Origin of the sequence: Actinospica acidithermotolerans, assembly GCF_018139625.1 — a bacterium.
Taxonomy (GTDB): Bacteria; Actinomycetota; Actinomycetes; order Streptomycetales; family Catenulisporaceae; genus Actinospica; species Actinospica acidithermotolerans.
On sequence record NZ_JAGSOH010000102.1, the window covers coordinates 1 to 26,744 of the forward strand.

The 26,744-nt window shown below is 72.0% G+C and carries 19 protein-coding genes; 5 read left to right on the plus strand and 14 right to left on the minus strand.

The annotated features are described in order from the left end of the window. Nucleotides 1-82: 82 nt before the first annotated feature. Nucleotides 83-1,855, minus strand: coding sequence for a carbohydrate binding domain-containing protein (locus KDK95_RS26205; RefSeq protein WP_212520961.1), 1,773 nt, complete (start codon nucleotides 1,853-1,855; stop codon nucleotides 83-85). Between the two features lie 174 nt (nucleotides 1,856-2,029). After that, a complete protein-coding gene (locus tag KDK95_RS26210; RefSeq protein ID WP_212520962.1) occupies nucleotides 2,030-2,632 on the minus strand; it encodes a TetR/AcrR family transcriptional regulator in 603 nt (200 codons plus the stop codon). Between the two features lie 67 nt (nucleotides 2,633-2,699). Between KDK95_RS26210 and KDK95_RS26215 the strand changes: the two genes are divergently transcribed. Continuing rightward, nucleotides 2,700-3,932: a beta-ketoacyl-[acyl-carrier-protein] synthase family protein gene (locus KDK95_RS26215; protein WP_212520963.1), complete on the plus strand. Its 1,233-nt coding sequence runs from the start codon at nucleotides 2,700-2,702 to the stop codon at nucleotides 3,930-3,932. Between the two features lie 7 nt (nucleotides 3,933-3,939). Here KDK95_RS26215 and KDK95_RS26220 read toward each other — a convergent pair whose 3' ends face one another. From KDK95_RS26220 to KDK95_RS26270, 11 genes are all read right to left on the minus strand, one after another. Further along, the gene (locus tag KDK95_RS26220; protein ID WP_212520964.1) at nucleotides 3,940-4,665 is read right to left on the minus strand and encodes a 3-keto-5-aminohexanoate cleavage protein; all 726 of its coding nucleotides are present in this window, start codon (nucleotides 4,663-4,665) and stop codon (nucleotides 3,940-3,942) included. A 26-nt stretch (nucleotides 4,666-4,691) separates the two neighbouring features. Then, the gene (locus KDK95_RS26225; RefSeq protein WP_212520965.1) at nucleotides 4,692-6,128 is read right to left on the minus strand and encodes an MFS transporter; all 1,437 of its coding nucleotides are present in this window, start codon (nucleotides 6,126-6,128) and stop codon (nucleotides 4,692-4,694) included. 548 nt (nucleotides 6,129-6,676) lie between these two features. Further along, nucleotides 6,677-7,402 (minus strand): GntR family transcriptional regulator, encoded by a 726-nt coding sequence (locus KDK95_RS26230; protein WP_212520966.1) that lies wholly within the window; start codon nucleotides 7,400-7,402, stop codon nucleotides 6,677-6,679. 99 nt (nucleotides 7,403-7,501) lie between these two features. Then, on the minus strand, nucleotides 7,502-8,443 hold the full coding sequence (locus tag KDK95_RS26235) for a 5-oxoprolinase subunit C family protein (RefSeq protein ID WP_212520967.1): 942 nt from the start codon (nucleotides 8,441-8,443) through the stop codon (nucleotides 7,502-7,504). Then, nucleotides 8,440-9,069 carry a 5-oxoprolinase subunit B family protein gene (locus tag KDK95_RS26240; protein ID WP_212520968.1) on the minus strand — a complete coding sequence of 210 codons (630 nt, stop codon included), beginning with the start codon at nucleotides 9,067-9,069 and terminating at the stop codon, nucleotides 8,440-8,442. Before KDK95_RS26240 ends, KDK95_RS26235 begins: the two co-directional genes overlap by 4 nt. Next, nucleotides 9,069-9,848, minus strand: coding sequence for a LamB/YcsF family protein (locus tag KDK95_RS26245; protein WP_212520969.1), 780 nt, complete (start codon nucleotides 9,846-9,848; stop codon nucleotides 9,069-9,071). Before KDK95_RS26245 ends, KDK95_RS26240 begins: the two co-directional genes overlap by 1 nt. 75 nt (nucleotides 9,849-9,923) lie before the next feature. Then, a complete protein-coding gene (locus KDK95_RS26250) occupies nucleotides 9,924-10,721 on the minus strand; it encodes a putative hydro-lyase (protein WP_212520970.1) in 798 nt (265 codons plus the stop codon). Between the two features lie 195 nt (nucleotides 10,722-10,916). Beyond that, nucleotides 10,917-11,426, minus strand: a complete 510-nt coding sequence (locus KDK95_RS26255) for a hypothetical protein (RefSeq protein ID WP_212520971.1) — start codon at nucleotides 11,424-11,426, stop codon at nucleotides 10,917-10,919. Nucleotides 11,427-11,435: 9 nt separating this feature from the next. Next, nucleotides 11,436-15,281, minus strand: coding sequence for a hypothetical protein (locus KDK95_RS26260; protein WP_212520972.1), 3,846 nt, complete (start codon nucleotides 15,279-15,281; stop codon nucleotides 11,436-11,438). Then, nucleotides 15,278-15,523 carry a hypothetical protein gene (locus KDK95_RS26265; RefSeq protein ID WP_212520973.1) on the minus strand — a complete coding sequence of 82 codons (246 nt, stop codon included), beginning with the start codon at nucleotides 15,521-15,523 and terminating at the stop codon, nucleotides 15,278-15,280. Before KDK95_RS26265 ends, KDK95_RS26260 begins: the two co-directional genes overlap by 4 nt. Before the next feature lie 19 nt (nucleotides 15,524-15,542). Next, complete coding sequence (locus KDK95_RS26270; RefSeq protein ID WP_212520974.1) at nucleotides 15,543-16,229, minus strand: DUF6338 family protein; 687 nt, start codon at nucleotides 16,227-16,229, stop codon at nucleotides 15,543-15,545. A 268-nt stretch (nucleotides 16,230-16,497) separates the two neighbouring features. On the opposite strand from KDK95_RS26270, the gene KDK95_RS26275 reads away from it, so the two are divergent. The 4 genes from KDK95_RS26275 (at nucleotide 16,498) to KDK95_RS26290 (ending at nucleotide 26,304) form a co-directional block, all read left to right on the plus strand. Further along, a complete protein-coding gene (locus KDK95_RS26275) occupies nucleotides 16,498-18,039 on the plus strand; it encodes a hypothetical protein (protein ID WP_212520975.1) in 1,542 nt (513 codons plus the stop codon). 295 nt (nucleotides 18,040-18,334) lie between these two features. Next, nucleotides 18,335-22,123, plus strand: a complete 3,789-nt coding sequence (locus KDK95_RS26280; RefSeq protein ID WP_212520976.1) for an nSTAND1 domain-containing NTPase — start codon at nucleotides 18,335-18,337, stop codon at nucleotides 22,121-22,123. Between the two features lie 62 nt (nucleotides 22,124-22,185). Continuing rightward, nucleotides 22,186-24,990: a glycoside hydrolase family 15 protein gene (locus KDK95_RS26285; protein ID WP_212520977.1), complete on the plus strand. Its 2,805-nt coding sequence runs from the start codon at nucleotides 22,186-22,188 to the stop codon at nucleotides 24,988-24,990. Between the two features lie 99 nt (nucleotides 24,991-25,089). After that, nucleotides 25,090-26,304: an ROK family transcriptional regulator gene (locus KDK95_RS26290; protein WP_212520978.1), complete on the plus strand. Its 1,215-nt coding sequence runs from the start codon at nucleotides 25,090-25,092 to the stop codon at nucleotides 26,302-26,304. 81 nt (nucleotides 26,305-26,385) lie between these two features. Here the strand turns inward: KDK95_RS26290 and KDK95_RS26295 are convergent. Continuing rightward, nucleotides 26,386-26,744, minus strand: a 359-nt coding sequence (locus KDK95_RS26295; RefSeq protein WP_212520979.1) for a substrate-binding domain-containing protein, incomplete at its 5' end; no start/stop codon positions are given.

The following is a 26,744-nucleotide window of genomic DNA, read 5'->3' on the forward strand; positions in this document are numbered from 1 at the left end:
GGGCCGGGCGGGGAGCCTCCGGCCGGCGAGGCGAAATAGCACCCCGCCGCCCGGGGACTCCTCATCCGCCCGGCGGACCGGGTCAGTTCGCCGTCAGCGTGAAGTCGTCGGCGTAGACGTTCCCCTGCGCGTACCAGCCGTGGACGTAGACCGTCACCGCGCCGGACGAGCCGGTCGTGAAGCTCAGCTTCAGCTGGTTCCACGAGCTCGACGAGCTCCACGTGTCGGTCGTCGCGCCGCCGGACACGCCGATGAACGCGTAGCTGCCCTCGACCCAGCCGCTGAGCGTGTAGGCCGTGTTCGCCTTGAGCGTCACCGCCTGGTCGCACTCGCCGGTCGCGCTCCCGGTCGGCACTACTTCGAGGGCGTACTTGCCCGAGTGCACGGTCGTGCTCTGCACCGCGTCGCCGGACTGGCAGGTCCACGGGCTGAGCGCGCCCGTCTCGAAGTCGCCGTTGGTCAGCGAGCCGCCGCCGCCCGACGAGCCGCCGGTGACCGTGAGCGTGTACGTCGCCGTCTCAGTGCCCGAAGAACCGGTGCCGGTGATCGTGATCGGGTACGAACCGCTCGCGGCCGACGAGGTCGTCGCGAAGGTCACCGTCGAGGAGCTTCCGGCCGTGACCGAGCTCGGGCTGAACGACACCGTGACACCCGACGGGGCCCCGCTCGCGGTCAGCGCCAGCGACTGCGCGGAGCCCGACGTCACCGCGGTCGAGACCGTCGCCGTCGCGCTGGACCCGGCCGCGACCGAACCCGAGGTCGGCGAGACCGCGACCGAGAAGCCGTTCGTCGTCGTGGTCGAGCCGCTGGTGAACGGCGCGAACTTGTTGCTGAAGTACCACGTGGACTGCGATATCCCCGAACACGAGTCGGAGCCGCCGGTGCCGACGCAGCCGCCGTTGTCCCGCTCCAGCGCCCAGAACGACAGGGTACTGATCCCCTGCTGGTTCGCCCAGGCGAGCACCGTGGACGCGTCGGCCTCGGTGAAGGTCTCGGCGGAGCCGTAGTCGTCGATCCCGATCATCTCGGTGACGCCGATCATGGCCCACAGCTGGGAGGACGAGTCGCCCGGGTAGAGCGACTGCAGCTGGCTGTGGAGCCCCTGCGCCGCCGACTCGGTGTCGGTGGCCATCTCCTGCGTCGTGCCGATGTAGTAGTCGAACGTCATGATGTTCACGACACTGACCGTCGCGCCCTCGGTCTTGGCGTTCTGCAGGATGCTGATCTCGTTCGAGGTCAGGCCGGTGGTGGTGGTCGGCATCGTGTACGAGAACTGGATCGTCCGGTTGTTCGCCGCCGCCCACGACTCGACCTGCGCGACGGCCTGGTTGCGGCGGGTGTAGCCGGCGGTGTTCGTCAGCGAGTTGTCCTCGATGTCGAGGTCGATCCGCGAGACGTTGTAGGTGGTGATCACGCTCTCGTACGCGGCGGCGATCGAGCTGATGCTCGTGCAGCTGTCGGCGATGTCGGTCCCGTCGTGGTCGGCCGTGTAGCCGCCGAAGCTCGGGATGATGCCGCCGCCGTCGGCCTGCATCGTCGAGAAGTCGCTTCCCCAGGTCGAGGAGGCGATCGGCTGGCTGGTCGAGCCGTTCCAGTACGCCGTGCAGGACCCCGCCGAGGCGGTCTGGATGAAGGCGGCGGTCAGGTACTTGTCGCCCGACGCCTGGGCCTCGGCCAGCGGGTCGTCCCCGCTGTAGGCCTCCCAGTACGGCGCGAAGACGTGCGCGGGCAGCGGCGTGTTCACGCTCGCCGCCGAGGCGCCCCCCGCGGTGAGGACGCTCAGCCCCGCGGAGGCGGCGGCGAGCAGGAGCGCGGTACCCGCGGACGCGAGGAAGGTACGGCGTGGTCGGAGCATGGGCCTCTCCTGGTGGATGTGGGACAGGAAGGGTACTGACACCGGCCGGTGTGAGACAGATGATTGGACTAGACCATCGCGTTGTCAAGAAACTTTACTGACTTCGCCGCGATGGGATTCGGCTTCGACCGCCCAGCGGCGGGGCGTCAAGCCCAATTCAGCCCTCGTGCCCGATTAGCCCTCGTGCACGGTCAGCGTTCCGGCGAGGTCGAGATCCGCGGCGGCGGTGCCGGATCCGGCCCGCGCGAGCAGCACGGCGCCGAGCGCGGCGCTCCAGAAGGTGCGCGCCTCGACCTCCGGCGTACGCGCCAGGCTCCAGCCGCGCTCCCGCATCAGCCGTCGTAGATAGCGGGCTGACTGGCGGACGAGGAGGTCGAGGTGCTTGTCGACGACCGGGGCCAGCGCGGGCCGGGAGACCCCGGCCGCGAGTGCACGCGCGACGCTCGGCAACGAGGGCATCGCGAGCACCGCGGGCGCGATCTCAGCGCGGAACATCGCGGCGTCCGTTGCACCGAAGCCGACGGATTCGATCGCCTCCGCGTCGTGCAGCAGACCGAGGAACGCCGCGTGCACGAGCAGCGAGTCCTTGGATCCGAAGTAGTACGTGACCTGGTTGGGGAATACACCCGCCGCGGCGGCGATCTCCGCCACGCTCGGCTCCGCGCCCGGCCGCTCCGTGCACAGCCGCGCGGTCTGCTCGATGATCCGGTACCGCGTGGAACGCCCGCGCTCCTGAGCGGGTTCGAGCGGCGCGCGGGACTTCGAGTCGGTGGCCATCGGCAAATTGTATGTGATACAACGTGCTTCAGGAGTTGTACGTCATACAAGACGAGGGAGTGGGCGGATGGCAGGCAGCGCAGTGGTGGTCACCGGGCTCGGCGCGGTCACCCCGCTCGGCGGGGACGTCGCCTCGACCTGGGCGGCGCTGCTGGCCGGGGAGTCGGGCATCCGGGACGAGGCCGACGGTCTGCTCTCGGGCGCCGAACTGCCGGTCACGATCGCCGGATCGATGGCCGTCGACCCAGCGGACCGCATGCCCGCCGTGCGGGCACGGCGGCTTGACCGTTCCCAGCAGGCCGCGCTCGTCGCGGCGGCCGAGGCGTGGGCCGACGCCGGTTCGCCGGCCGCGGACCCGGACCGGCTGGCGGTGGCGATCGGCACCGGCATCGGCGGAGTCAAAACCCTGCTTCAGCAGGATGACGTGCTGGAGCGCGACGGCGTGCGGCGGGTGTCTCCGCGTACGGTGCCCATGCTGATGCCGAACGGCGCCGCCGCCCTGGTGAGCATCGAGTACGGCGCCCGCGCGGGGGTGTACACGCCGGTGTCCGCGTGCTCGTCGGGCGCCGAGGCGATCGCGCTCGGCGCCCGGCTGATCCGGTCGGGAGAGGCGGACGTGGTCATCGCCGGCGGCACGGAGGCCGCGATCGCGCCACTCACGATCGCGGGCTTCGTCCAGGCCGCAGCACTCTCCCGGCACAAGGGCGATCCCGCCTCAGCGTCACGGCCGTTCGCCGCGGATCGCACCGGATTCGTGCTCGGGGAGGGTTCGGCGGTCGTGGTGCTCGAAAGCGCCGAACACGCCGCCGCGCGCGGAGCACAGGTACACGCCGTCCTCGCAGGTGCGGGCATCGCGTCGGACGCCTTCCACATCACCGCACCCGCTCCGGACGGAATTGGCCAAATCACTGCGATCCGGAAGGCGCTCGGGCAGGCCGCGCTCGGTCCGGGCGACGTCAGCCACGTGAACGCACACGCGACAGGCACGCCGGTCGGCGACGTCGCGGAGGCGGGAGCGATCGCCGAAGTATTCGGCGACGGCATCCCCGTCACCGCTCCGAAGGCCGCCCTGGGGCACCTTGTCGGCGCGGCCGGCGCGGTCGAGGCACTGATCGCGATCCTGAGCGTCGAGCACGACACGATCCCGCCGACCCGGAACCTCGCCGATACGGTGATCGATCCGGACATCAAGCTCGACGTCGTGACCGCGCGACGCGACACGCCGCAGCGCGCCGTGCTCTCGAACTCTTTCGGTTTCGGCGGCCAGAATGTGTCGCTGATCTTCAGCAAGCGCGGCTGACGCCGGCTCAGGCCCCTGCGCCGAGGATGCGGGCTGCGCGGACGAGCGCGGCGTTGTCCTCGGCGCGGGAGCCGTCGGGGAGGCGGCTGGTGTCCTCGAAGCCGATGCGGGTGTCGATGCTGCGGGCGACGGCGTCTTCGAGGAGGATCCAGGCGGCCTCGCCCTCGCCGTGCTGGAGGCGCGGGGCGTGGAGGTCGGCGCGGTCGAAGACCTCGTGGATCGCGGAGACCAGCGGGATCGCGTCGGCGGGTGAGACGCCGGTCGGCTCGATCATCAGGCGCATGACGCGTTCGGCGACGTCTGAGGCGGTGAGGAGTTCGGCGTCTGCGATGGTCCAGACGCCGGCTTCGATGCCGATGCCGGCCTCCAGCAGGGCCTTGATGATCTCGATCGCGCCGGGCTCGGAGAGGTTCACGGACGCGTAGTCGGGCTCGTGCCACTGGCGGACGAGGTCGAGTCGGCGGGCGAGATCGGGCTCGATCCAGGCGGCGGTGGTGACGCCGACGGGCAGGCCGGTCGCCTGGCGGACGGCGCGGGTGCAGGCGTCGACCGTCGCCGGATCGAGGCTTTCCGCGCCGCCCGCGTCTCGAGGATGGATGTGGAATTCCACCGCGCCCTCGCGCGCGCACGCCGCCGCCTCGCGCGCGAGTTCGTCGGCGGTGACCGGCACCGCGGGGTGGTCCGCCTTGGTCAGCGGCCCGTTCAACGTCGCCTGAAGGATCACGTCGTCCACGGTAACCGGCCCCTCCGACATGCGGCTCAGGCCAGGTCGATGCGCCGGGTCTCCGGAAGGCCCAGCAGCGCGAGGACGGCCAGGGCGTAGCCCGCGGTGCCGTAGACGAGCGCGCCGCCGAGGCCCTTGCTGCCCGCCTCGAAGCCGACGGCGGTCGGGAAGAACGCGCCGACCGCGCGGCCGACGTTGTACGTGAAGCTCTGGCCGGTGCCGCGAACGGCGTGCGGGTAGAGCTCGGCGAGGTACGAGCCGAAGCCGCTGAAGATGGCCGAGAAGCAGAAGCCCAGCGGGAAGCCGAGGAGGAGCAGTGCGTGGTTGTCCGCGGGCGGAATGTGGATGTAGCTGTACAGGATGCCGCCGCTGAGGATGCCGAACAGCGCGATCGCCTTGCGCCGGCCGAGGCCGTCGGAGAGGTAGCCGCCGCAGAGGTAGCCGAGGAACGCGCCGCCGATCAGGAGTGAGAGGTAGGAGCCGGTGCCGACGACCGTGAGGTGCCGGTCCTGCTTGAGGTACGTGGGGAGCCAGGTGGCGACGGTGTAGTAGCCGCCTTGCACGCCGGTGGACATCAGCGCGGCGAACAGCGTGATCCGGCCGAGCCTGCCCGTGAACGCGGCCGAGAGGGGTCGTCGGGAGGTCGCGGAATCCTGCCGCCGGGCCGGGGCTGAGCTGTGCGGAGCGGCGGCCGCGGCGTCGGAGACGTTGCGGCGCAGGGCGGCGGGAGCGGCGTCGGAGACGTTGCGGCGCAGGGCGGCGGGAGCGGCGTCGGAGACGTTGCGGCGTAGGGCGGCGGGCGCGGCGTCGGAGACGTTGCGGCGCAGGAAGAGCAGGAGCAGGCCCGGGAGCGCGCCGGTCCAGAACAGCACGCGCCAGGCGAGGCCGCCGCCGAGGTGGTCGAGGGCGAGGGTGCCGACGACGACGGCGAGCGCCCAGCCGACGGCCCACGAGGACTGCACGAAGGCGACCGTGCGACCGCGGTACCTGGCCGAGGCGTATTCGGCCACGAGCACCGCACCCGCCGCCCACTCGCCGCCGAAGCCGAGGCCCTGCAAGGCGCGGAAGGTCAGCAGCGTCGGGTAGTTCGGGGCGAAGCCGCAGAGCGCGGTGAACAGCGCGTACGTGGCGATGGTGATCATCATGGTGCGGGAGCGGCCGATCCGGTCGATCAGCACGCCGGCGACGATGCCGCCGACCGCGGAGACGACCAGGGTGACGGTCGTCAGCAGGCCGGCCTGGCCCTTGGACAGGTGGAAGTAGGCTGCGATGGCGGTCAGGCCGATCGGCAGCACCTGGAAGTCGTACGCGTCGAGGCCGTAGCCGCCGAAGGCGCCGAGGAAGGCGCGCCGGCCGGACTTGGGGAGCGCGGCGTACCAGGCGAACGGCCGGCGGGCGCCGGTGTCGGCGGACGCGGTCGGGCCGCCGGCGTCGGCTGCGGGGTCGATCGGTGCGGTGGGCGTTGCGGTCACGGGTCACCTCGCTGGGAGAAGCGTGCGGTGGGGTCTTTGACGACGGTTCCGGTGAGCTACCGCTGCGGTGTTTTTCAATGTAGGGATCGTTGAACAATCCAGCAAGAGACTTGAGCAACATTTTTAGCAGAACACGGAGAAGCGGCGGTCTCGGAGACGCGAAACGCCCGACCGGGCAAGGCGATCGGGTGCGCGGGCGTGAGGGTGCGCGGGCATGCGGATGCGCGGGCATGCGGATGCGCGGACGTGCGGATGCGCGGACGTGCGGATGCGCGGACGTGCGGATGTGCGGGCATGCGGATGTGCGGGCGTGCGGGTGCGCGGACGTGGGGGCGCTCGCTCGGGCCTTCGGGCCTCCAGGCGTGCGGACGTGCGGTGCGGGCGCTCGGGCGAGCGGGCCTCCAGGCGTGCGGGGGCTCGGGCGAGCGGGCGTACGGCGAGCCGACGATCGGGCCTACGGACGTCCGGGCGCTAGGCGTACAGGCGCGCCGAAGTTCTGCGAAGGCTGCGGCGGCGTGTGCGTACTCGGCGGGGCTTCTGACGCGCGGTCAGGAGGAGGCGGCGGGCTTGGGCGGCTCGGTGTGTGCCTCTACGAGTTGGGATTCGGCGTCGTCGAGGTACTGCCTGAGCAGGGCCTCGGCGCCGGGGAGGTCGCGGGCCTCGAGTGCTTCGAGGATCTCGCGGTTGCGGCCGATGTAGGGCTCGTGGAAGCGGCGCGGGTTCTTCATCACGTGGAACAGGAGGCGCAGCTCGGCGAGGATCTGCGCCATGAACTCCTCGATGCGCGTGCTGCCGGCGAGTTCTACGAGCGCGCGGTGGAAGCGGAGGTTCGCGGTGCCGACGTCCTGCCAGCGGTCTTCGGCGGCGGCCAGCTCGGCGTCGGTCACGGCTTCGGCGACCTTGGCGAGCGTGGCGGCCGACGGCTCCCCGGCGGTGGCCAGCGAGCGCACGGCGGCGAGCTCGATCATGCGGCGTACGCGGTAGAGCTCGACGACGTCTTCCTCGCTGAGGGTGCGCACGAAGACGCCGCGGTTGAGCTCGTGCACGAGCAGGCGTTCGTGTGTCAGCAGCCTGAAGGACTCGCGGAGCGTGTTGCGGGAGACGCCGAGGGCCTCGCCGATGGCCTCCTCGACCAGCCGCGTGCCGGGCGGGAGCAGGCCGACGGTGATCCGGTCGCGGAGAATGGCCGCGACGCGCTCCGCGGTGCTGCTGCGCCCGAGCAGGTGCCGGTCCCTCTCCAGGTCGGCGAACCGCTCACCGAGGCTGCTGTCCATGCCCGAGTTCGCTCCTCGTTCCGACGGCTGTTCCCGTTCCCGCTGATCTGCCGCGCCATCCTCTCACAGCGCACTCGGCATAGGTACTGGTCAAGCCGCTCATGGCCGGGCCGCCGGCCGGAAGCTCACGGCGTCCCCGGCCCGCAGCTGCGCGGCCCGGTCGAGGTCCGCGTCGATGACGACCGCGATGACCGGATAGCCGCCGGTGACCGGATGGTCGGCGAGGAACAGGATCGGCGCTCCGCCCGGCGGGACCTGGAGGGCGCCGGTCACCACGCCCTCGGAGGGCAGTTCCCTGAGCACGCTGCGCTTGAGCTCCGAGCCGTCGAGGCGCACGCCGACCCGGTTGCTGTCCTTCGTGACGACGTAGGCCGAGTCGGTGAGCGTGGACAGCGCGTCGGGCACGAACCAGTCCTCGCGCGGGCCCGGCAGCACCCTGAGGACGGCCGGTCCGAGCCGCTGCGGGGGCGCGAGGTCGACGTTGGGGAATCGCGCGGTCCGGGTCCCGATCGGCAGCCGCATGCCCTTCTCCAGGACCGGCGGGCCGATGCCGGAGAGGACGTCGGTCGAGCGCGAGCCGAGTACTTCGGGGACGTCGATCCCCCCGCGTACGGCGAGATACGTGCGAAGGCCCTCCCCGGGGATGCCGATCGCGAGCTCCTGGCCCGCTCTGATGTGCACGGGCCCGTTCATCGGCGCGCCTGGGCACGGCGCGCCGGTCAGCGCGATCGTCGCGTCGGCGGCGAAGCGGATCCGCAGCCCGCCGTACGTCAGCTCGAGCGCGGCAGCCGCCTCGGGGTTGCCGACGAGCCGGTTCGCGAGGCGCAGGCTGGCGCGGTCGGCGGCGCCCGACTGGCCGACGCCGACGGAGGCGAGCCCGGGCCTGCCGAGGTCCTGCACGGTCGTCAGCGGCCCGGGGCTGAGGACTTCGATGGCCGCGACGGCAGGGGGCGGGCCGCCGGCCGTCCGCGCGCAGCCGTTCCCCGCAGCGCTCGCAGCGCTCGCAGCGCTCGCGGTCTTCGCAGTGCTCGCGGTGCTCATTTCGCCACCTCGAATCGGACGCGGGCACCCGGCGCGAGGAGGGCCGGAGGCTGACGCCGGAGGTCCCACATGACGGCCTCGGTGCTGCCGAGCAGGTGCCAGCCGCCGGGCGAGGTGCTCGGGTACACGCTGGCGAAGCGGTCGGCGATCGCGACGGATCGGGCGGGGATGCGCGTGCGCGGGACGGTCCGGCGGGGCAGGCAGAGCATCGGATCGAGGCCGGTGAGGTAGCCGAACCCGGGGGCGAATCCGCAGAACGCCACGACGTACTCGTTCGCCGTGTGCCGGTATACGACTTCTTCGATGCTCAGGCCCGTCTGGCTCGCGATCTCGGCGAGGTCGGGTCCGTCGTAGCGGACGGGGATCGTGACGAGGGGTGCGGCGCGGTCGGCGTCCGCCGAATGCGTGCCGGCGGCGCGCGAGGAGGCGGACTCGAGCCACGCGGCGATGGCGGCGGCCTGGGTGCGCGCGGGGTCGAAGAGGACCATCACCGTCTCGGCCGCCGGTATGGCGTCGACGTAGCCCGCGGGCGGCGCGCTCTGCAGCTCGCGGTAGAGGCCCGTGACCTGGTCGGGATCGTCGAGGCAGACGAGTACCGCGCTCGACCCCGCGGGCTTGACGCGCATCACAGCGCCCCGTCGGCGAAGGCGAACGGCGCGAGCGTGATGCCCTCGGCGAGCAGCGTCTCGCGTACCCGGCGCGCGATCGCAACCGCGCCCGGGGTGTCGCCGTGCACGCAGATCGTCTGGGCTTCGACACGCACCTTGACCCCGTCGATCGACTCGATCCCGCCGCTGCGCGCAAGCGCCGTGCAGCGGGCCGCGATCTCGTCGGCGTCGTGCAGCACCGAGCCCTCGACGCTGCGGGGCACGAGGTGGCCCTCAGCGGTGTAGGCACGGTCGGCGAAGGCCTCGGCGACGGTGTTCAGTCCGGCTTCGGCGACGTCGTGCAGACCCGGGGATCCGGCGAGCCCGACGACGTGGAGCTCCGCATCGAAGCGCAGCACGGCCTCGGCGAGCGCGCGGGCGTATTCGGGCTCTGCGGCGACCGTGTTGTAGAGCGCGCCGTGCGGCTTGACGTAGGACACGCGGCCCCCCGCCATCCGGGCGAAGCCGTCGAGCGCGCCGATCTGGTACACGATGTCGTTGACCAGGTCCTGCGGCGCGATCTCGATGCGGCGGCGGCCGAAGCCGGCCAGGTCGCGGTAGCCGACGTGAGCGCCGATCGCGACGCCGTTCTCGACCGCGAGGTCGCAGGTGCGGCGCATGGTGTTGGGGTCGCCCCCGTGGAAGCCGCACGCGATGTTGGCGCTGGTCGCAACGGACAGCAGCGCCTCGTCGTCGCCCATCGTCCACGCGCCGAAGCCCTCGCCGAGGTCGCAGTTGAGGTCGATGCTGGTGGTCATGGCGTGAGCTCCATCTCGGCGGTGTACTCGGCCGGTGTACCCGGCGGTGTCTCGGCGGTACGCAGTGGGTGCGGCCTAGGCGACGCGGTAGTCGGTGTCGCGCGCGTCGGTGATGAACATGCAGCCGGGCTCATGCGTGATGGCGAAGGGAGGCGCCGCGCTCATGACAGCAGTCTGTGACGTCACCCCGCACGCCCAGAACATCGGCACGTCGCCGGAGTGGAAGGTCACCGGCTCGCCGAAGTCCGGCTTGTCGAGGTCTGCGATGCCCAGCGCCTCGGGCTCGCCGACGTGCACCGGTGCGCCGTGAACGGCCGGCATCAGGGCCGTGATGGCGGCCGCTCGGGCCACGGCCTCGGCCGGCACCGGGCGCATCGAGACCACGAGCGGCCCGCGCAGCCTTCCGGCGGGCACGCAGTCGCGGTCGGTCACGTACATGGGCACGTTGACACTCTGCTCGACGTGCCGCAGCGGGACTCCCGCGGCCAGCAGCAGGGTCTCGAAACTGAAGCTGCAGCCGATCAGGAACGTCACCAGATCGTCCCGCCACACGTCCCTGACCTCGCGCGGGCTGTCCGCGAGCCGGCCGTCCCGCCACACCCGGTAGGCGGGCAGATCCGTGCGCAGGTCGGCGCCGGGCGCGAGCACGGACGTCCACGAGCCGGGCTCGGTGACCTCCAGCACGGGGCACGGCTTCGGGTTGCGCTGCGCGAACAGCAGCATGTCGTAGGCGTATTCGCGGGGCAGCGCGATCAGGTTGGCCTGGGTGTGGCCGAGCGCGAGGCCGCTGGTCGGCTGAGCGGTGCCGGCCCGGAAGACCTCGCGGGCGGCGGCGGGCGAGATGTTGCCGAGCCGGACCGGGGGAAGCGTCATCGGCGGGATCCCTTTCCTGGCGCACGGAAGCCGTACTGCCAATGTAGGGATTGTTGAACGATAGGGCAATAGCGCCGCGCCGCCCGGACGCGATCGAGGCGGAATACGTCTACGCGCACGACGGCTATCGCTACCACGGAATTGCGGCTGCTCCAGGGCAGATCAGCCCTGATACACCGCCGGAATGCACTCTCGTCAGTTCACCGGCTCCCTGCTGCCCGAGTCCGCGCGGGCTATGGCGGCGAAGACGCGGCGGCGTTGGGCGAGGAGGCGGCCGGGGCTCTTGGGGATGCCCAGCGCGCGGCACACGGCGTTCCAGATCGCCGAGGAGAGGCCCCAGATGCCGCCGTGGGCGGAGTTGCGGGTGGCAGGGGTCTGCCTGGTGGCGGCGCCGATGACGCGAAGGCCGTTGGGACGCTGCTCCACGCGGAAGCTCATCACGCCGGCTCCGCTGCGGACGTCCCACTCGGCGGTGCCATCGCCGCGGCGGCGGACGGCGGCTCGGGAGACGATGCGGTCCATGGCTCCGCCGGGGCGGGTGCGGCTGCCGATCAGGCCGGCGCTGCGCGAGCCGATCTCGGTGATGCGCTCAAGGCTCAGGCGCTGGACGTCGATGTGGGCGGGGGTCGAGGCCTTGGCGCCCTGGTATTTCAGCAGTGCGATTCCGCCCACGAGCAGGGCGATCAGCACGACGATGACTATCACGGGTCTCACTCACCTTTCGGATCGGGAATCGATGGCCGCCAGGAGGGCGCGGCAGCCTTGGACCGCCGAGCGGATCTCCTGGAGGTAGCGCGCGGGCGAGAACGGCTGGCGCAGCACGGGTTCGACGCCCGCCGGGGCGTGGCCGACGGTCTCCACCTCGACGCGGTACGGCAGCGCGAGCATGCGCAGGGCCGCGAGGTGCTGGTAGGGGCGGTAGATGTCGGTGGTCACGGCGAGAATCCGCTGTCCCGGGACCAGCCTCGCTATGTTCCCGGCGAACCAGGCATAGCCGTCTGCCGTGTCGGCGCGGGCGACGTCGGGGCGACGGGAGGGGGCCGCGGCGACGATGACGCGCGGGCCGTTCCCCGGATGGTAGACGCGCTCCTCCCACGCGCTGTGCGGGCCGAGTTCGGGGACGGCCGGCTCGGAGCGGATCGCGATCGGCCTGCCGAGGCCGAAGGCCGCGCGGGTGCCGCGGTCGAGCGCCTCGAACTCGTCCGAGTCCTTGTCGAGGTCGGGTTCGCCGAGTTGCCGTGCGAGATCCGGCTCGTCGCCGCCGAGCGGTCTGCGGGCGCCGAGGGCGACCACGGCCGCCGCGTGGACCTCGCCGCGCGCGAGCAGCCGGGCCGCGTACGCGGGGCGCTGGAAGCAGGCGCGGATCAGGCCGCCGAGCAGGATGACGTAGTCGTAGTCCCTGCGGCGCGGCGTGCCGGGGCTGCGCAGGCCGAGGGCGTCGGCGGCGTTGAGTACGAGGGCTGACTGCCACTGCGTCATCGGCAGGTCGCCGGACAGGTTGCGTTCCTGGCCGCGACGGGTGTCCCAGCGGTCGGTGTACGACTCCAGGGCCGCGAGCCGCTGCGCGAGCGCGGCGCCATCGTCGTCGAAGAACGGCTCCCAGTCGTCGCCGGGGGATGCGAACGCCTCGACGAGCGCGCGCATCGGCGGCGAGGCGATCCACTTGGCGATGTCGGCCTTCAGGTCCGGCCGCTCGCCGATGGCGGGCACCGGCGCGAACCGCGGCACGTCCGTCGGGGTCGCCACGATGGACGACTTACCGTCGGAGCCGATCATCCACGTGCTGCTCGGTGCCATGCCGCCCCACTCGAGGCCGAACTGGACGACGCTGTCGAGAGTGGAGGCGCCCTTGCCGGAGGCGGCCCGGTTCACGTCGAGCCGCGCGAGGCTGATCTTCGCGAGCAGGGCGACGCTCTTCGACGCGTCCGGGCCGTCGTACTCGCGCTGCTTGCGCTGCCGGACGCGGATCTCGGCCGCCTTGACCGCGTTCTCCGACGCGCGGCGCAGCGACTCCGACTTCTCCTCATAGCTCTGCTCCAGCAGCACCGCGGTGAAGTAGTCCGCGATGGCCAGGCCGTTGTAGCAGGCTGCGATGTCCTCGTACTCGTCGCTGCGCAGGCGCCGCTGCCGGGCCTTGAGTACCTCCGTGTAGTGCCGTCGGGCCTCGGCGAGGTGCGCGGTCACCCTGCTGCGCGGGTCCACCTGGGCGAACTCGATCTCGAGGCCGGCGAGGTTGAACTGCGCCCGGTCCACGTCGGGGCCGCCCGCGCCGTCGTCGAGCTTGCGACGGGCCAGGTAGCTGTCGTTGAGCAATTCGCGGGCCTGCTCGAACAGTTCCTGGGCGTAGAGCCGGTCGGTGTTCTTGTTCAGCCCGCCCTTGCCGCGCACGGCGATCCCGTGCATCGCCCGCGTGCGTGCGAGGGTCATCGGCCAGGACTTCCCCTCGCGGCCCCGGCACAGGTTCTCGGCTTCGACGCACCAGGCGATGGCGTCGTCGAGCGCCCGCTCCACGTCCTCGCGGCCCGCGTGCCGGCCCATCCTGCGCGCCGCCGGCCGGGCGAGCGAGCGCAGACCGTCGACCTCGATGAGCGCGCTCTCGTCGTCGAGGACGTCGCCGGCGTTCGCGCTCTTGTTCAGTTCGCGTGCCGTCGTGAGGTACGTCGCCGCACGCTCGGGATCGTTCCTCTCGATGGCGAGCCCGAGACCGTGCAGGTCCACGGCCTGTTCGTGGGCGTCGCGTCCCTCGCTCACGGCCGCGCGGTGGAGTTCGTCGATGGTCTGCCGGTCGTAGTAGAGCGCGAGCAGATCGAGCGCGGCCTGCGCGCGCAGTACGGCCGACGCCGAACGGGCTTGCGCGTCGGCGGCACGCATCGCGCCGCGGAACAGCCGGTGTATCCGCAGGCCGCGGTTGGCGCCCGCGACGTTCTCGGCCAGTCCGTAGCCCGCGATCGCCGCTGCCGACGCGGGTTCGGCGACGATCCCGGCGAGCGCCGTGAAGGGCACGTCCACCGGCGGCAGCCACGCCGCGGCCTGCGCCGCCCGGCAGGCGTCGCCGCGCGCGCCCAGCCGATGCGCCACCGCGGACCAGATCCGCGCGGGCACGTCCTCGGCGGTATCGCCGTCGCGGACCGGTTCGATCTCCCACCACGGCTTGCCGGCCGCTCTCTCGAAGCGGACGGTGGCGTCGGCGAGCAGCGGCAGGCCGCCGAGCAGCGCGCGCATCCGCGGCGGCCATTCCCGTCCGAAGGCCTCGGCCAGCTCGTACGGCAGGAGCTCGTGCAGCCTGACGACCCGCCAGCCCGGCCGATTCCACTGCTCGTTCGTCGTCGTGACGACGAGCAGCTGATTCGCCCTCGGCCGGGTGGGCAGCAGGTCGTCGATCTCGCCGGGATCCCCGTCGGCGTTGTCGACCACCACGACCCACGAGCCGACGGCGTTCTCGAGGCGGGCACGTGCGCTGCGGGCCAGCGCGTCGCGGTCAGCGGTGTGCAGGACCAGGGCCGGGTCGAGGCCGGACTCGCGGCTCTCGGCCTCCGCGAGCCGGCCGGACAGCGTCGATGTGCTCGAACCATCGAGCCACCAGCCGAAATCGTCGCCGAAGCGGCCGGCGAGGTGCCGTGCGAGTCGGCTCTTGCCGCTCCCGGACGGGCCGAGCAGTACGACGCGCTCGCCGCCGCGCAACTCGTCGGTGACCTCCGTCCGCGAGGGGAAACGATGGAAAGTGCCGGCCGCCGGCGGCAGGTCGATGTGCAGGGCTCGGCGGCCGGGCTCGTCCGCCGGGACCTCGTACTCCAGCAGGCCCGCGTCGTTCGCCCCGACGACCTCGACGGCCACGACCAGCTTCGGGTCCTGCGAACGCAGGTTGCGCTCGCCGGCCAGGCAGGCCTCGCCGAACCGGGCGCCCTCGGCGTCGCCTGCGGTCTTGGCCGCGGCCACCACGTCGACGGCGACGAACCGGCGGCCGAGGCGCCAGCCCTCGTGCACAGGTTCCGCCGACCAGGCGACGGCGCGGTCGATCGCCTCGGTCGCGGCCTTCGGCGATCCGTCCGGCGCTCCCCCGGACAGCAGCGGGTTCAGCTCGTGGTACCAGCCGCCGTGCAGCTGTTCGTCGATGCCCGCGAGCAGGTCCACCACGACCATCGCGTGCGAGCCCGACTCGCCCTGGAGGAAGACGAAGACCGGTCGCAGGCCATTGAGCTTGCAGACGGCCGAGAACATCGCGGCGAGGTCGATGCACGTGCCCGACCCCTCCTTGACGGCGTACGGGTCGCGCACGGCCTGGCCGGCGGATTCCAGCGTCCACGGATCGGCCTCGATGTTGTACGCATACTTCTGCGCGCGGAAGGCGTCGTAGGCCTTCTCCAGGACCGTGCGCGCCTGCTCCGCGCGGTCCGGCCTGGGTTCGCCGGTCACCGGGTCGTGCAACGTCGTCCAGGCGTCCGGCTGCTCGAACTGCAGTCTGCGGACGGGACCGGTCGGCGCGTACCCGGCCAGCGCCGCGAAGCCGTCCTCGGCGAGCTTCCAGCGGCGCCATGGCCGCAACTCCCGCTCCCCGGTCACTTCCCGGCCTCCTCGCGCCGCGCCGACGGCTGCTCCGGCACGGCCGACTGCTGCGGCGAGCCCTCCGGCGACGGCGTCGGGGCCGGGACCGCTGCCCGGGTCGCCGCCGCGCCCTGCCCGGCGGCGCCCGCCGCGCCCGCGCCGCTCCGGCCGAAGCCCTGGTGGGTCCGCACCCGCGGCTGCGCCAGCGGTTGCGGCTCCTGCCGCTCGGGCGCCTCGCCGGTCTCTGACTGTTCGTCCACTGATGCAACTCCTTGCTCGCTAGGGCCGCTCCTCGACGAGGAAGAACTCGACGGAGACGATGTCGTCGCCGTTGAGCCAGATGCCTCCGGACACCGGGTAGCGGTCGGACAGGGGATCGGGCTTGAAGACCTCGTCGAGGTAGAGGTCGTGGCGGACCGGGTCGTCCGAGGCGTGCGCCCAGCGCGTGAAATAGCCGGTGACCTCGCGGCCGTCGCGCAGGGCCACCCGGGCCATGCAGCCGTTCTCGTGCCTCGGCAGCTCGGTGAACATCGAGCTCCAGGCGTAGGCGAAGCGGTTGGACGGCGTGTGGCCGAGGATCCGCGCGAGGGTTCCGGCCCGGCTGCGCGGATCCCGGGCCATCAGCCACAGGCCGCAGCCGCCGAGCGCGGCCGGCGCCAGCAGGCACACGCCGACCAGCCAGAGGAAGATCGGCACGCCGTAGCCGGCCGCGCCGTGCCGCAGCACGGAGTCGGCCAGCAGGAACGTCAGCGGCATCATCGCCGTGTGCACGAGGATCGAGTCGGCCGCGAGCCGGACCGCCATGCCGCGATCAGTGGCGTCCGGCTCGCGGCCGCCGCGCCCGGCCACCCGGCCGAGCACGTATCCGGGGACCACCAGGACGATCGCCGCGCAGATCGTCTCGATGACCGCCGCGTTCGCCGAATCGGGACCCGCCGATTCGGCCCACACTCCGAGCGCGGTCACGCCGCCCGCCTCCCTCCCGGCCCGCGCCGGGCCGCCCGCCCCACCCGGAGCACCTCGTCCACCGCCCTCGGCACGGTCACGGTTCGGCCTCTCCCCGACCGAACCGCGCCGCGCCGCCCGTCCCGCCGGGCTACCCTGCGATCGGGGTGCCCGTACTGGTGGGACGGGTAGTCCGATAAGCGAATCACCGGCCGGGGCGCCCGCGTCGGCCGATCGCGCGCTGCCCGGTATCCGATGAGCACCGCCCAGGTATCCCGTGGAGGTTTCGTTGGCGGTTCCGACGCAGGACGAGGGTTCGCGGCCCGGCGCGGAGGAGGCCGCGCGGATCAGGGCCGTGATGGCGAAGATCGCCGCGGGCCTGGAGGCGCGCGGCGAGGACCCGCGGCCGCAGGCGATGGGGCGGCGGTTCGGCTGCGCCGCGGTGACGGTCAAGAAGCGCTACTCGGGCGAGCGGCGGCTGCCGCGCGAGTTCGTCGAGGCCGCGGCGCAGGCCGCCGGGCTGCGCACGGTCGACCTGTACCTGGATCTCGGCTGGCTGCCGGCGGAGGAGGTGCTCGCCCCGGAGGCCGGAAGCACCGCGCAGCTGGTGAATCAGCTGGCGACGACGATGGTCAGGCTCTCCGACCGGCTCTCCGGCGCGCAGCCCTCGCGCCGGACCGCGCTGCACGCGGCGGTGTACGCGCTGCTGACCTCGCCCACCGGCCGCAGCCGGTACCGGGTGACGCTCTCGGTCGTCGAGTCCGGCGATCGGTACCGGATACCGACGTACACGGTCGCCGAGTTCAAGCTGCGCGAGGAGGCCGAGCCGCTGCCGCTCGCGCGGGCCGTGGACCTGGCGGCGGCTCAGGGGATCGCCGCGCCCGAGCGCTCGCCCGCGCCGGAGGACGCCGGCCATCTCGCCGAGCGGCTGGAGCTGCGGGCCCTGACGGAGGCCGCGCGCCGCAACGGGGACGAGACGACCTGGCAAGGGGATCCGAACACGAAGACCTGGCGCACCGCGGCGGAGCGGTGGCCGGCGCACCTGCTCGTGCAGAGCGCGCTGACCGGCGCGTCTGCGGCGGGGGCCGCGGCGCCGTGGAGCCCGCGTGAGCCGCATCCGCTGGTCGTGATCGGCGCCGGGTACGGCGCGGGCACCGCGGCCGCGCTGCTCGCCGAGGCGCTCGGCTGGCAGTTCGTGTTCGTGCACAACGGGATGACGGTGACCTCGCGCGGCGAGGTGATGGCCATCGAGCGCTCCTGGCCGAGCGGCCGGACGCTGGCGTGGACCGAGGTCGCGCGGCACATCGCGGAGCGGACGCCGGTCGATCCGTGGCGCGCGGTCGTGCTGGTGCGCCCGCAGTCGTTCGCAGGGGCGCAGCCGGCCGACGAACGAGGCGCCCTCGAGGCGCTGCGCACGACGAACGCCCGAGTCGTCTACGCGCGTCCGCCGGCTCCGTATCTGGACTGGTGGGCGGCGCGTCAGCAGGGTATGACCGCCGAGCCGGACGCGGCCTTCGACGGACCGCGCTGGCACCGCGAGCGCTCCCTGCTGCTGGAGCGCATCGAGGCGACGCTCGCCGAACGCCGTCCCGCGCATCGGGATCTGCGGATCGAACTGCCGTTGCCGGACGGCCCGCTCGACCCGCACACCCCGCATCTACCCGCCGAGGTCATGGACCATCAGGCACGGACCGCGTGGGCCGTGCTCGACTGGCTCAACACGGAGGTCAACACCGGCCTGCCGAGGCTGGCCGATCATCTGCGCCCGAGCCTGCTGGCCGGGCTGCGCACGTCCCTGGCGGCCGATCCGGTCCGGATCAAGGCGCTGTGACGGCCGTGCGCCCGTCCCGGCGGCGGGTTGCGGTCGTCGTCCTCCTCCGGTCCGCGCAACCTGTTCATGTGGCGACTCCCCTCCATCGTCTCCGCATCAGCCGGTGCCCGTGCACCGGTCGGCGGGCTCAGCGCACCACCGTTCGCGCGCGCCGGAAAGGGTGCGCGGACCGGTTCGGACAGGTTCGGACAGGGCGCCCGGGCGCGCGCGGCGGCCGCCCGATGCCCCCTCAGCCCCCTCCCTGCCGCCCGATCCGGGCTCGTAGCTTGGGCGGACACGACTCTCAGGGGATTGCATGTCGCAGGATGAACGGACGGCGGACGGCGCGCCGGATCCCGAGCGGGTCACCACGCCGGAGGACTTCGGCCGGGAACTGACCGCGGCCAAGGAGCGCTCCGGACTGACGATCCGGCAGATAGCCCGGTCCAGCGGAGTGCCGGCCAGCACCGTGCACGACTACCTTCGCGGCAGCCATCTGCCGCTGCCGTCGAACGTCGGGCCGCTGCTGAAGATCCTCAGCCTGACGGCCGAGGGCGGCGAGCGGCACACGCTGTGGATCGAGGCGCTGAACCGGGTGCGCAGAACGCCCGTGCGGCGCGCCGGGGCGCCGTACCGCGGACTGTCCGTGTTCCAGACCGAGGACGCGGCCTGGTTCTTCGGCCGCGAGGCGCTGACGGACGTGCTGGTCGAGCGCCTGGCCGACCCGGCGGAGAAGGTGCCGCTGCTGGTCGTCGGCGCGTCCGGCTCGGGCAAGTCCTCGCTGCTGCGCGCGGGGCTGATCCCGCGGCTTCTGGCGGACGGACGGGAGACGACGCTGATCACGCCCGGCGCCGTGCCGGTCGAGCAGTTGCGCGCCAAGCTGTTCGCGGCCGCCGCGCGGTCGGTGGTCGTCGTCGACCAGTTCGAGGAGATCTTCGCCTCGGACGTCTCGGAGGCCGAGCGCGCGGCGTTCATCAGGGCGCTGCTGCACCCGGGCCGGCCGCGGGTCGTGCTCGGGATGCGCGCGGACTTCTACCTCAATGCACTGCGCTATCCGGAGCTGCTGGGCGCGATCCAGAACAACCAGCTCGCGGTGGCACCGATGACGGAGCAGGAGCTGCGCCGCGCGATCGTCGAGCCGGCCCGCAAGAGCGGCACCGACGTGGAGCCCGCGCTCGTCGACGTCCTGCTGCGCGAGCTGTCGCCGACGGTCGGATCCACTCCGGCGGCGCACGACATCGGTGCGCTTCCGCTGCTCTCGCACGCGCTGCTGGCCACCTGGGAACGCAGCCGCGGCCGACGGCTGACCGTCGCCGATTACGTGGACAGCGGCGGAATCCGCGACGCGATCGCGGTCACCGCGGAGAACGCGTTCGCGGCGCTCTCGGCGACCGAGCAGGAGGCCACGCGGCGCCTGATGCTGCGGCTCGTGCGCGTCTCGCCGGACGCACCGGACACCCGGCGGGTGGTCTCGCTCGCCGCGCTGCGCCAGGACGGTTCGGCCGAGGTGAACGTGGCGGAGATCGTCGAGCGGTTCGTGGACCAGCGGCTGCTGACCGCCGACGGGGACGACGTCCTGCTGGCACACGAAGCGCTGATCACGGCGTGGCCGCGGCTGAAGTCCTGGCTCTCGGCCGACCGCGAGGGCCTGCTCGGCTGGCGGCGGATCAGCGAGGCCGCCGACCGCTGGAACGAGAGCGGCCTCGATCCGCACGAGTTGCTGCGCGGCGCGCGGCTGGCGATCGCCCGGGATTGGGCGACACGGCCGGAGCACGAGGCCGACCTCGCTCCGCTGGAGCGGGACTTCCTGCGCGCCTCGATCGAGCGGGAAGCCGCGGAGCACGAGGCCGCGCGGCGCGGCACCCGCCGATTGCGGCGGCTGGTGGGCGCGCTGACGGTACTCACGCTCGTCGCCGGCGGCCTCGCCGCCTACGCGCAGACCCAGCGTGACGCGGCGACGAGCGCGAGCCAGCAGGCGATGTCCCGTGCCACGGCGGTCCGGGCCGACCAGTTGCGCAGCGAGGACACGGCGACCGCGGCGCAGCTCAGCGTCGCCGCGTATCGCATGTCGAGTACCGCGGACTCGCGCGCGAGCCTGATCGAGTCGACGGGCACGGCGACCGCGACGAGGCTGCTCGGCGCGAACGGGATCGTGCAGGCTGTCGCGCTCGGCGGGAGCATCGGGACCAGGCGCGTGCTCGCGGCCGCCTACGCCGACGGCACCGCGCAGCTGTGGGACGTGACGTTCCCGGGCAGGCCGGTGCGCCTGGGTGGCTCGCTGACGCACGCGTCCGCGACGACGGCGATGTTCGCGGTGGCGATCAATTCCGCCGGCGACCTGCTCGCGGTCGGCGGCGGCGGTCAGCGCACGGACGGCATCGTCGAGCTCTGGTCCATCGCCGATCCGTCCAGGCCCGAGCACGTGGCGACGCTGCGGCTCGGACTCGGCGACACCGTCTATGCGGCAGCGTTCGATCCGGAGCATGCGACGCTCGCGGTCGGCAGCGCGGACGGCTCGGTGCGGCGCTGGGACGTCACGAACCCCTCGAAACCGTCGCTGCTGCCGACCCTGAAGGGCCCCGGCGGCGCAGTTCAGTCCCTGGAGTACTCGCGGAGCGCCGGCGTCCTCGTCGCCGGGACCGCGAGCGGCAGCGTCCAGCTCTGGAGTACGGCGACGTCAGCGGCCGCACATGCGCCGCAGCCGCTGGGCAAACCGCTGACCGGGCCGACGAACATCGTCTACAGCGTCGACGTGAGCCCGGACGGCAGGACCCTCGCCGCCGGGAGCCGCGACGGCTACGTCTACCTCTGGGATATCGGCAAGCCCGACAGTCCGCACGCCCTCGGCGCGCCGATCCACGACGCGACGAGCTGGGTCAACGCGGTCGCGTTCAGCCTGGACGGCACCAGCCTCGCGGTGGGCAGCAGCGACGACGACGTGCAGATCTGGAATGTGCAGACCAGGTCCGTCACCGCGACCCTCCCGCACCCGGGACCGGTCGCCTCGCTCGCCTGGCTCAGCGCGAGCGCGCTCGTCACCGGCGACGCCGACTACGTCACCCGGATCTGGCACCTGCCGACGCCGATCCTGCCGGGCGTCGGCATCGTGAACACGATCGCTTACACGCCGAACAGCAACGTCATGGCCGTCGGCAGCGACACGCTACAGCTCTGGAGCACCGTCACGCGCCAGCCGATCGGCGCCGCGATCCCCGGCCCCGGTCAGGCCGAGACCGCCGCCTTTTCTCCGGACGGCCGGTACCTCGCGGTCGGCTACTCCACCGGCGTGCTGCGCATCTGGCGCGTCGAGGATCAATACCGGCTCGGCAGCATCATCGCCACGCTTCCCGTCGGCGCGCACAGCTATATCGAGTCGGTCGCCTTCGGCGCGGACGGGCACATCGCGACCGGGAGCGACGACGGCATCGTGCGGCTGTGGAGCGTCGGCGGCGACGGCACCGTCGCGCAGACCGCCCTCTCGCCGCGCTTCGCCGGGGACGTCTTCAGCGTCGCGTTCAACGAATCAGGAACCTTGTTGGCCGCGGGCAGCGAGGACGACACCGCACGGCTGTGGCACGTCGGCGACGGCACGCAGGCGCAAGCGGCCGGCGGCGCCATCACCGGGCCGACCAACTACGTCTACGGCGTCGCCTTCAATCCCGCGGGAACGATCCTCGCGATCGGCAGTGCCGACCGAACCGTGCGCCTGCTCGGCACCTCCACCCCCGATTCACCGACCGCGCTCGCCACGCTGACCGGCCCGGCCAACTACGTCTACGCAGTCGCCTTCTCCCCCGACGGCAGGACACTGGCCGCCGGTAGCACCGACAAGGCGGTCTGGCTGTGGGACGTGAGCAACCCGCGCATCCCGTCCTTGATCGCGTCGGTCACCGGTGCGTCAGGGCACATCTACACCGTGGCCTTCTCCCCCGACGGCTCGACGCTCGCCGCCGGCGGCGCGGACTCCACCACCCGGCTGTGGATCCTCGATCCGCAGCGCGCGATCTCCCAGATCTGCGCTGTCATCGGCGATCCGCTCACCCGCACCGAGTGGGGCCGATATGTCCCGGGAACGCCGTATCGGCAGCCGTGCGCGAGCGGCTGAGCCCGTTTCGCCCGCAGATTGTTCCTTGACATTATTCAGCCGCCGAATTTAGCATCCGCAGCATGCTGAGCCCTTCAGTGCGGCGCCGCGGGCGCCCCTACCTACGCACGTCGCTCACAGGCCTCGCAACGGCCGTCGCCCTCGCGTTATCGGTACTCGCCGGACAGCCGGCCGCCGAGCACGTGACGGGCGCGGTCGCGGCCGCCGACACCACGACAGCGCCGTCGACGACGTCATCGGCAAGCGAATACATCAACAACTGGTCGAACCTGACCGCGATCTGGAACGCGAGCAAGCTCAACCAGAACGACACCGGGTCCTACGGTCCCCGCATCGCCGAACTGCGCGCGAGCAACCAGTGGTCGACGAACCAGATCGTCGACTACACCGGCTTCTTCGACGACGCCACCGACAGCGTCAAATACGACCAGGCGCACGACTTCGCATCCACCGGGTACCTGGACGAGAACGGCGTACTCAACACCACGTACGGCGCCTACAACGGCTCCGCCACCCCGATCACCATCAAGCGCGACTACGTGATGGTGCCGAACGAGCCGTTCCTCGTCGTGAGGTACACGCTCACCAACCCGTCGAGCACCGCCTCGTACAACTGGAAGGTGCTCGACCAGGTCCACCTGAACAACACGTCCTCCAGCACCAACGTCTCCGCGTCCTACGACTCGACGCGCGACGCGATGTTCGGCAACATGACCGCCTCCGGGCAGGACGTAGTCACCCTCGGATCGCTGCAGACCCCGACGGCGTACCAGGTGGGCAACGACTCGGACACCACCGCGAGCGACAGTTCCGCGAGCGCGTGGGCCCAGTTCGACGGCAACGCCACCCTCGCCGACAACGCGTCCGAGAGCACCCCGAACGTCGACCTCGGCTTCCAGAACACGGTGACGATCGCGCCGTCCAGCTCCCAGACGCTGTACTACTACCTCGGGCTCGGCACGACGCTGTCCGCCGCGCAGTCCGCATCGGACACGGCACGCTCCGAGACGGGCGCGTACTGGTTCAACACCACCGCGACCGACTATGCGAACTGGCTGGCCTCGGGCACGAACGTCTCGACCACCGACACCGGGGTCAACACCGCGTACGAGCGCAACCTCGTCGTGATCAAAAACTCGCAGAACCCGACGAACGGCCTGATCCCGGCAGCCACGAACGAGGGTTCGTACGGCTACAAGGCCTGGATGCGGGACTCGGCGTTCGACGCGATGGCCCTGGACGCGAGCGGCCACTACGCGGAGGCCGAGAAGTTCTGGGACTTCATGGTCGCCAACCAGCTGAGCACAGGGGCATGGCATACCACCTATGACGAATGGTCGGGCACCTACGTCTCGTTCGTGGAACCCGAGTACGACAGCATCGGCGAGTTCCTGGTCGGTGCGCTGAAGCACTATCAGGACACCGGCAGCAGTACGTTCCTGGCGACCGTCTGGCCTGCGGTGAAGGCCGCGGCGAACTTCGTCGAGACCAACATCGCGAGCAACGGCCTCGGCGCCGCCGACGCCAGCATCTGGGAGGAGTCCGTCCAGTACAACGTCTTCACCCAGGCGTACTACGTGGCCGGCCTGCGGGCCGCGGCGGTCCTGGCGAACGACGAGTCCGCCGCATCGACCGCCGACGGCTGGAACGGCGCGGCGAGCACGATCCTCTCGGCGGTCCAGCGCAGCGACTCGGCGAGCACCCCGGGCCTTTGGAACGCGAGCGGCGGCTACTACGACCGGGGCATCGCGACCGACGGATCGACGGTGAACTCGCTGCTCGACTCCTCGTCGATGGCGCTGATCGTGACCGGCGACGTGGACGCGGGCTCCTCGCGCGCTACCTCGATGGTCAACACGATCGACTCCGACCTGACCCACGACACGTACGGGATCGCGCGGTACACCGGCGACACGTACTACTACACCAGCCAGTACGACCCGGCCGGTGACGAGGCGGGCGCGGCGGAGCCGGTGTGGCCGAACATGACCATGTTCGACACTATCTACGACGTCTACAGCGGGCAGTCGACGCTGGCGCTGGAGCGGCTGCAGTACTACGCGAGCGTCTCCGGCGTCGGCTACATGCCACCCGGAGAGGCCGTCGCCTGGCCGACCAGCCAGCCGGTGCTCAGCACGATGTCGGAGCCGCTGACCGCCTCGGCGTTCATCCTCGCGGCGCTCACCTACAGCGGGAAGTACGACCCGCGGGTGTACGCGACGAACGCGAACGCCAGCGACTACGCATCGATCAACATCACGACATCGCCGAGCTCTGACTGGAGCAAGTGGACGAACGTCCCCTACTACACGTTCAAGTCCGGCGTGAGCGAGTCCGGCTCCTCGATGACCGACATCGGGGACGTCTACATCAGCAACGACGCGAGCAACATCTACGTCCGCGTGGACAACACGTCGGGCGCGTTCTCGGCGTACAACACGTCGCCGAAGTTCGCGTTGCTGGTCTACGCGCAGGACTTCAACCACTCGAGCTCGCTGACCGGCACCACGTCCGGCGAGTACGGGCGCACGCTCGACCACTCGATGAACTACCTGGTCGGCAGGTGGAGCGACAGCAACACCTACGCCACGTTCACGGCGGGTTCGAGCGGCTGGACGCCGGGCTCGAGCCTGAGCACGATCGCCCCGCAGTGGGACACCGCCACCGGCCGGATCGAGGCGGAGATCCCGATCTCGTCGCTGGCCAGCGGCGGATCGGCGGCGACCGGCTCGTGGTCGTACCTGGACGTCGAGCTGGCGTATCAGAACCCATCGACCGGTGCCTGGACCGACGACGACCTCGGCGCGATCCACTACCAGCTGGCGAGCTCGTCGAGCACGCCACTGTACGGAAACACGACGCGCTGATCGGCGCCGACGCATAAGGTGGCAAGCGCCCCGCCGACCGCACCGGTCCGGCGGGGCGCCCGCCCCTCGACCGAGACGAGAAACGGCTAGGCATCACACGTGAGCACGAGAACCTCCGCGGGACGCGATCTGACCCAGACGGCGGTGCTGGCCCTGCTCGGCCGGGCCGGCCCGATGTCGCGGGCCGACGTGGCCCGCGAGCTCGAGATCAGCCCGCCGACGGTGACAGCCGTGGTGCGCCGCCTCGTGGACCAGGCCATGGTGCGGGAGCTGGACGAGGAGGCCCCGTCGCGCGGAGGACGGCGCGGCCAGCTCATCGGCCTCGTCGGCACCGCGGCCCGCGCGGTCGGCGTGAAGGTGGCGGCCGACCACGTCGCCATCGTCGAGGCGCGGCTCGACGGCTCCGTGCTCGCCTCGCACACCCTGGCCTTCGACGCGCGCGCCCCGGAAGCGGCCGGCCGGCTCGCCTCCGCGCTGCGCCCGTTTGTCGAGGAGCAGGTGGAGATCCCGTTGCTGGGCCTCGGAATCGGCGTTCCGGGGGTCGTCGACAGCCCCGACAACGGCCGCGTGCACGCCCCCACCCTCGGCTGGACCGACGTCCCGCTCGGCCGCCATCTGCACGGCGCCCTCGGGCTGCCGGTCCTCGTCGAGAACGACGTCAAGTCCCTGACCGTCGCCGAGCAGCTCTTCGGCCGCGGCCGCCACCACCGCGACTTCCTCGTGCTGACCATCGGCAGCGGCGTCGGCCTCGGCATCGTCGCGGGCGGCACCGTCTACCGCGGCTCACGCGGCGGCGCCGGCGAGTTCGGCCACTTCCCCGTCGATCCGCGGGGACCGGCCTGCGCCTGCGGCAACCGGGGCTGCCTGGAGACCATCGTCGGCTCCGACGGCCTGGTCCGCGCGGGCATCGCGGCGGGCGTGCTGCACGAGGGCCAGGGCCTCGACCGGCTCAAGGAGCTCGCCGACCGCGGCGACCCCGGCGCGGCCGCCGTGTACGCGCAGGCCGCCGGGATCCTGGCCCGCTCGGTCGCCGCTCTCGTCACCGTGCTCGACCCCGAGGTCGTCATCGTGCTGGGAGAGGGGGCGTCCGCCTGGCGGCACTGGGACCGCGCCTTCCGGGCCGGTCTCGTCGGCGCCATCCCGTCCCCCATGGACGAGACCCCGATCGAGGTCGAGCCCTGGGACGACACCGCCTGGGCCCAGGGCGCCGCCGCGATCGTGCTCGCCACCCCCTTCGACCTCGCGGCCCCGACGGGCCGGCAGAGGCAGCAGGTCCTGGCGAGATTCCACGGTCAGCCGAGCCCGGTCGGGTGACCGGCAGGAACGCGGAGGGGTGCGCCGCCCCCGAGAGGACGGCGCACCCGAGTAGGTTCGTTGGTTCGGAAGTGGTTCGGATCAGAAGTTGAACTGGCTGATGTTGGTGCTGTCGAAGACGGTGGGCTGGCCGAGGGTGACCACGCCGTTCGCCCCGACGGTGAAGCTGCCCAGGGCCCCGGCCTTGAAGCTCTGGCCCGCCGCCCCGGTGATCTGCCCCGAGGCCAACGCGACCGCGGCATACGCGGCCAGCTCACCGAGCTTGGCCGGGTCCCACAGCTCGAACGCCTCGACCGTGCCGTCCTTGACATAGGCGCGCATGTCGTTCGGAGTCCCCAACCCGGTCAACAGCACCTTCCCCTTGTACTGCGAACCGTCCAGGTACTGCGCGGCCGCCTTGATCCCCACCGTGGTCGGGGAGATGATGCCCTTCAGATCCG

Excerpts from the sequence above, each read along its gene's own strand:
- KDK95_RS26210 (WP_212520962.1), bottom strand. The coding sequence starts at position 2,632 with ATGGCCACCGACTCGAAGTCCCGCGCGCCGCTCGAACCCGCTCAGGAG.
- KDK95_RS26285 (WP_212520977.1), top strand. The coding sequence starts at position 22,186 with ATGCTGAGCCCTTCAGTGCGGCGCCGCGGGCGCCCCTACCTACGCACG.
- KDK95_RS26215 (WP_212520963.1), top strand. The coding sequence starts at position 2,700 with ATGGCAGGCAGCGCAGTGGTGGTCACCGGGCTCGGCGCGGTCACCCCG.
- KDK95_RS26280 (WP_212520976.1), top strand. The coding sequence starts at position 18,335 with ATGTCGCAGGATGAACGGACGGCGGACGGCGCGCCGGATCCCGAGCGG.
- KDK95_RS26240 (WP_212520968.1), bottom strand. The coding sequence starts at position 9,069 with ATGCGCGTCAAGCCCGCGGGGTCGAGCGCGGTACTCGTCTGCCTCGAC.
- KDK95_RS26245 (WP_212520969.1), bottom strand. The coding sequence starts at position 9,848 with ATGACCACCAGCATCGACCTCAACTGCGACCTCGGCGAGGGCTTCGGC.
- KDK95_RS26235 (WP_212520967.1), bottom strand. The coding sequence starts at position 8,443 with ATGAGCACCGCGAGCACTGCGAAGACCGCGAGCGCTGCGAGCGCTGCG.
- KDK95_RS26230 (WP_212520966.1), bottom strand. The coding sequence starts at position 7,402 with ATGGACAGCAGCCTCGGTGAGCGGTTCGCCGACCTGGAGAGGGACCGG.
- KDK95_RS26250 (WP_212520970.1), bottom strand. The coding sequence starts at position 10,721 with ATGACGCTTCCCCCGGTCCGGCTCGGCAACATCTCGCCCGCCGCCGCC.
- KDK95_RS26205 (WP_212520961.1), bottom strand. The coding sequence starts at position 1,855 with ATGCTCCGACCACGCCGTACCTTCCTCGCGTCCGCGGGTACCGCGCTC.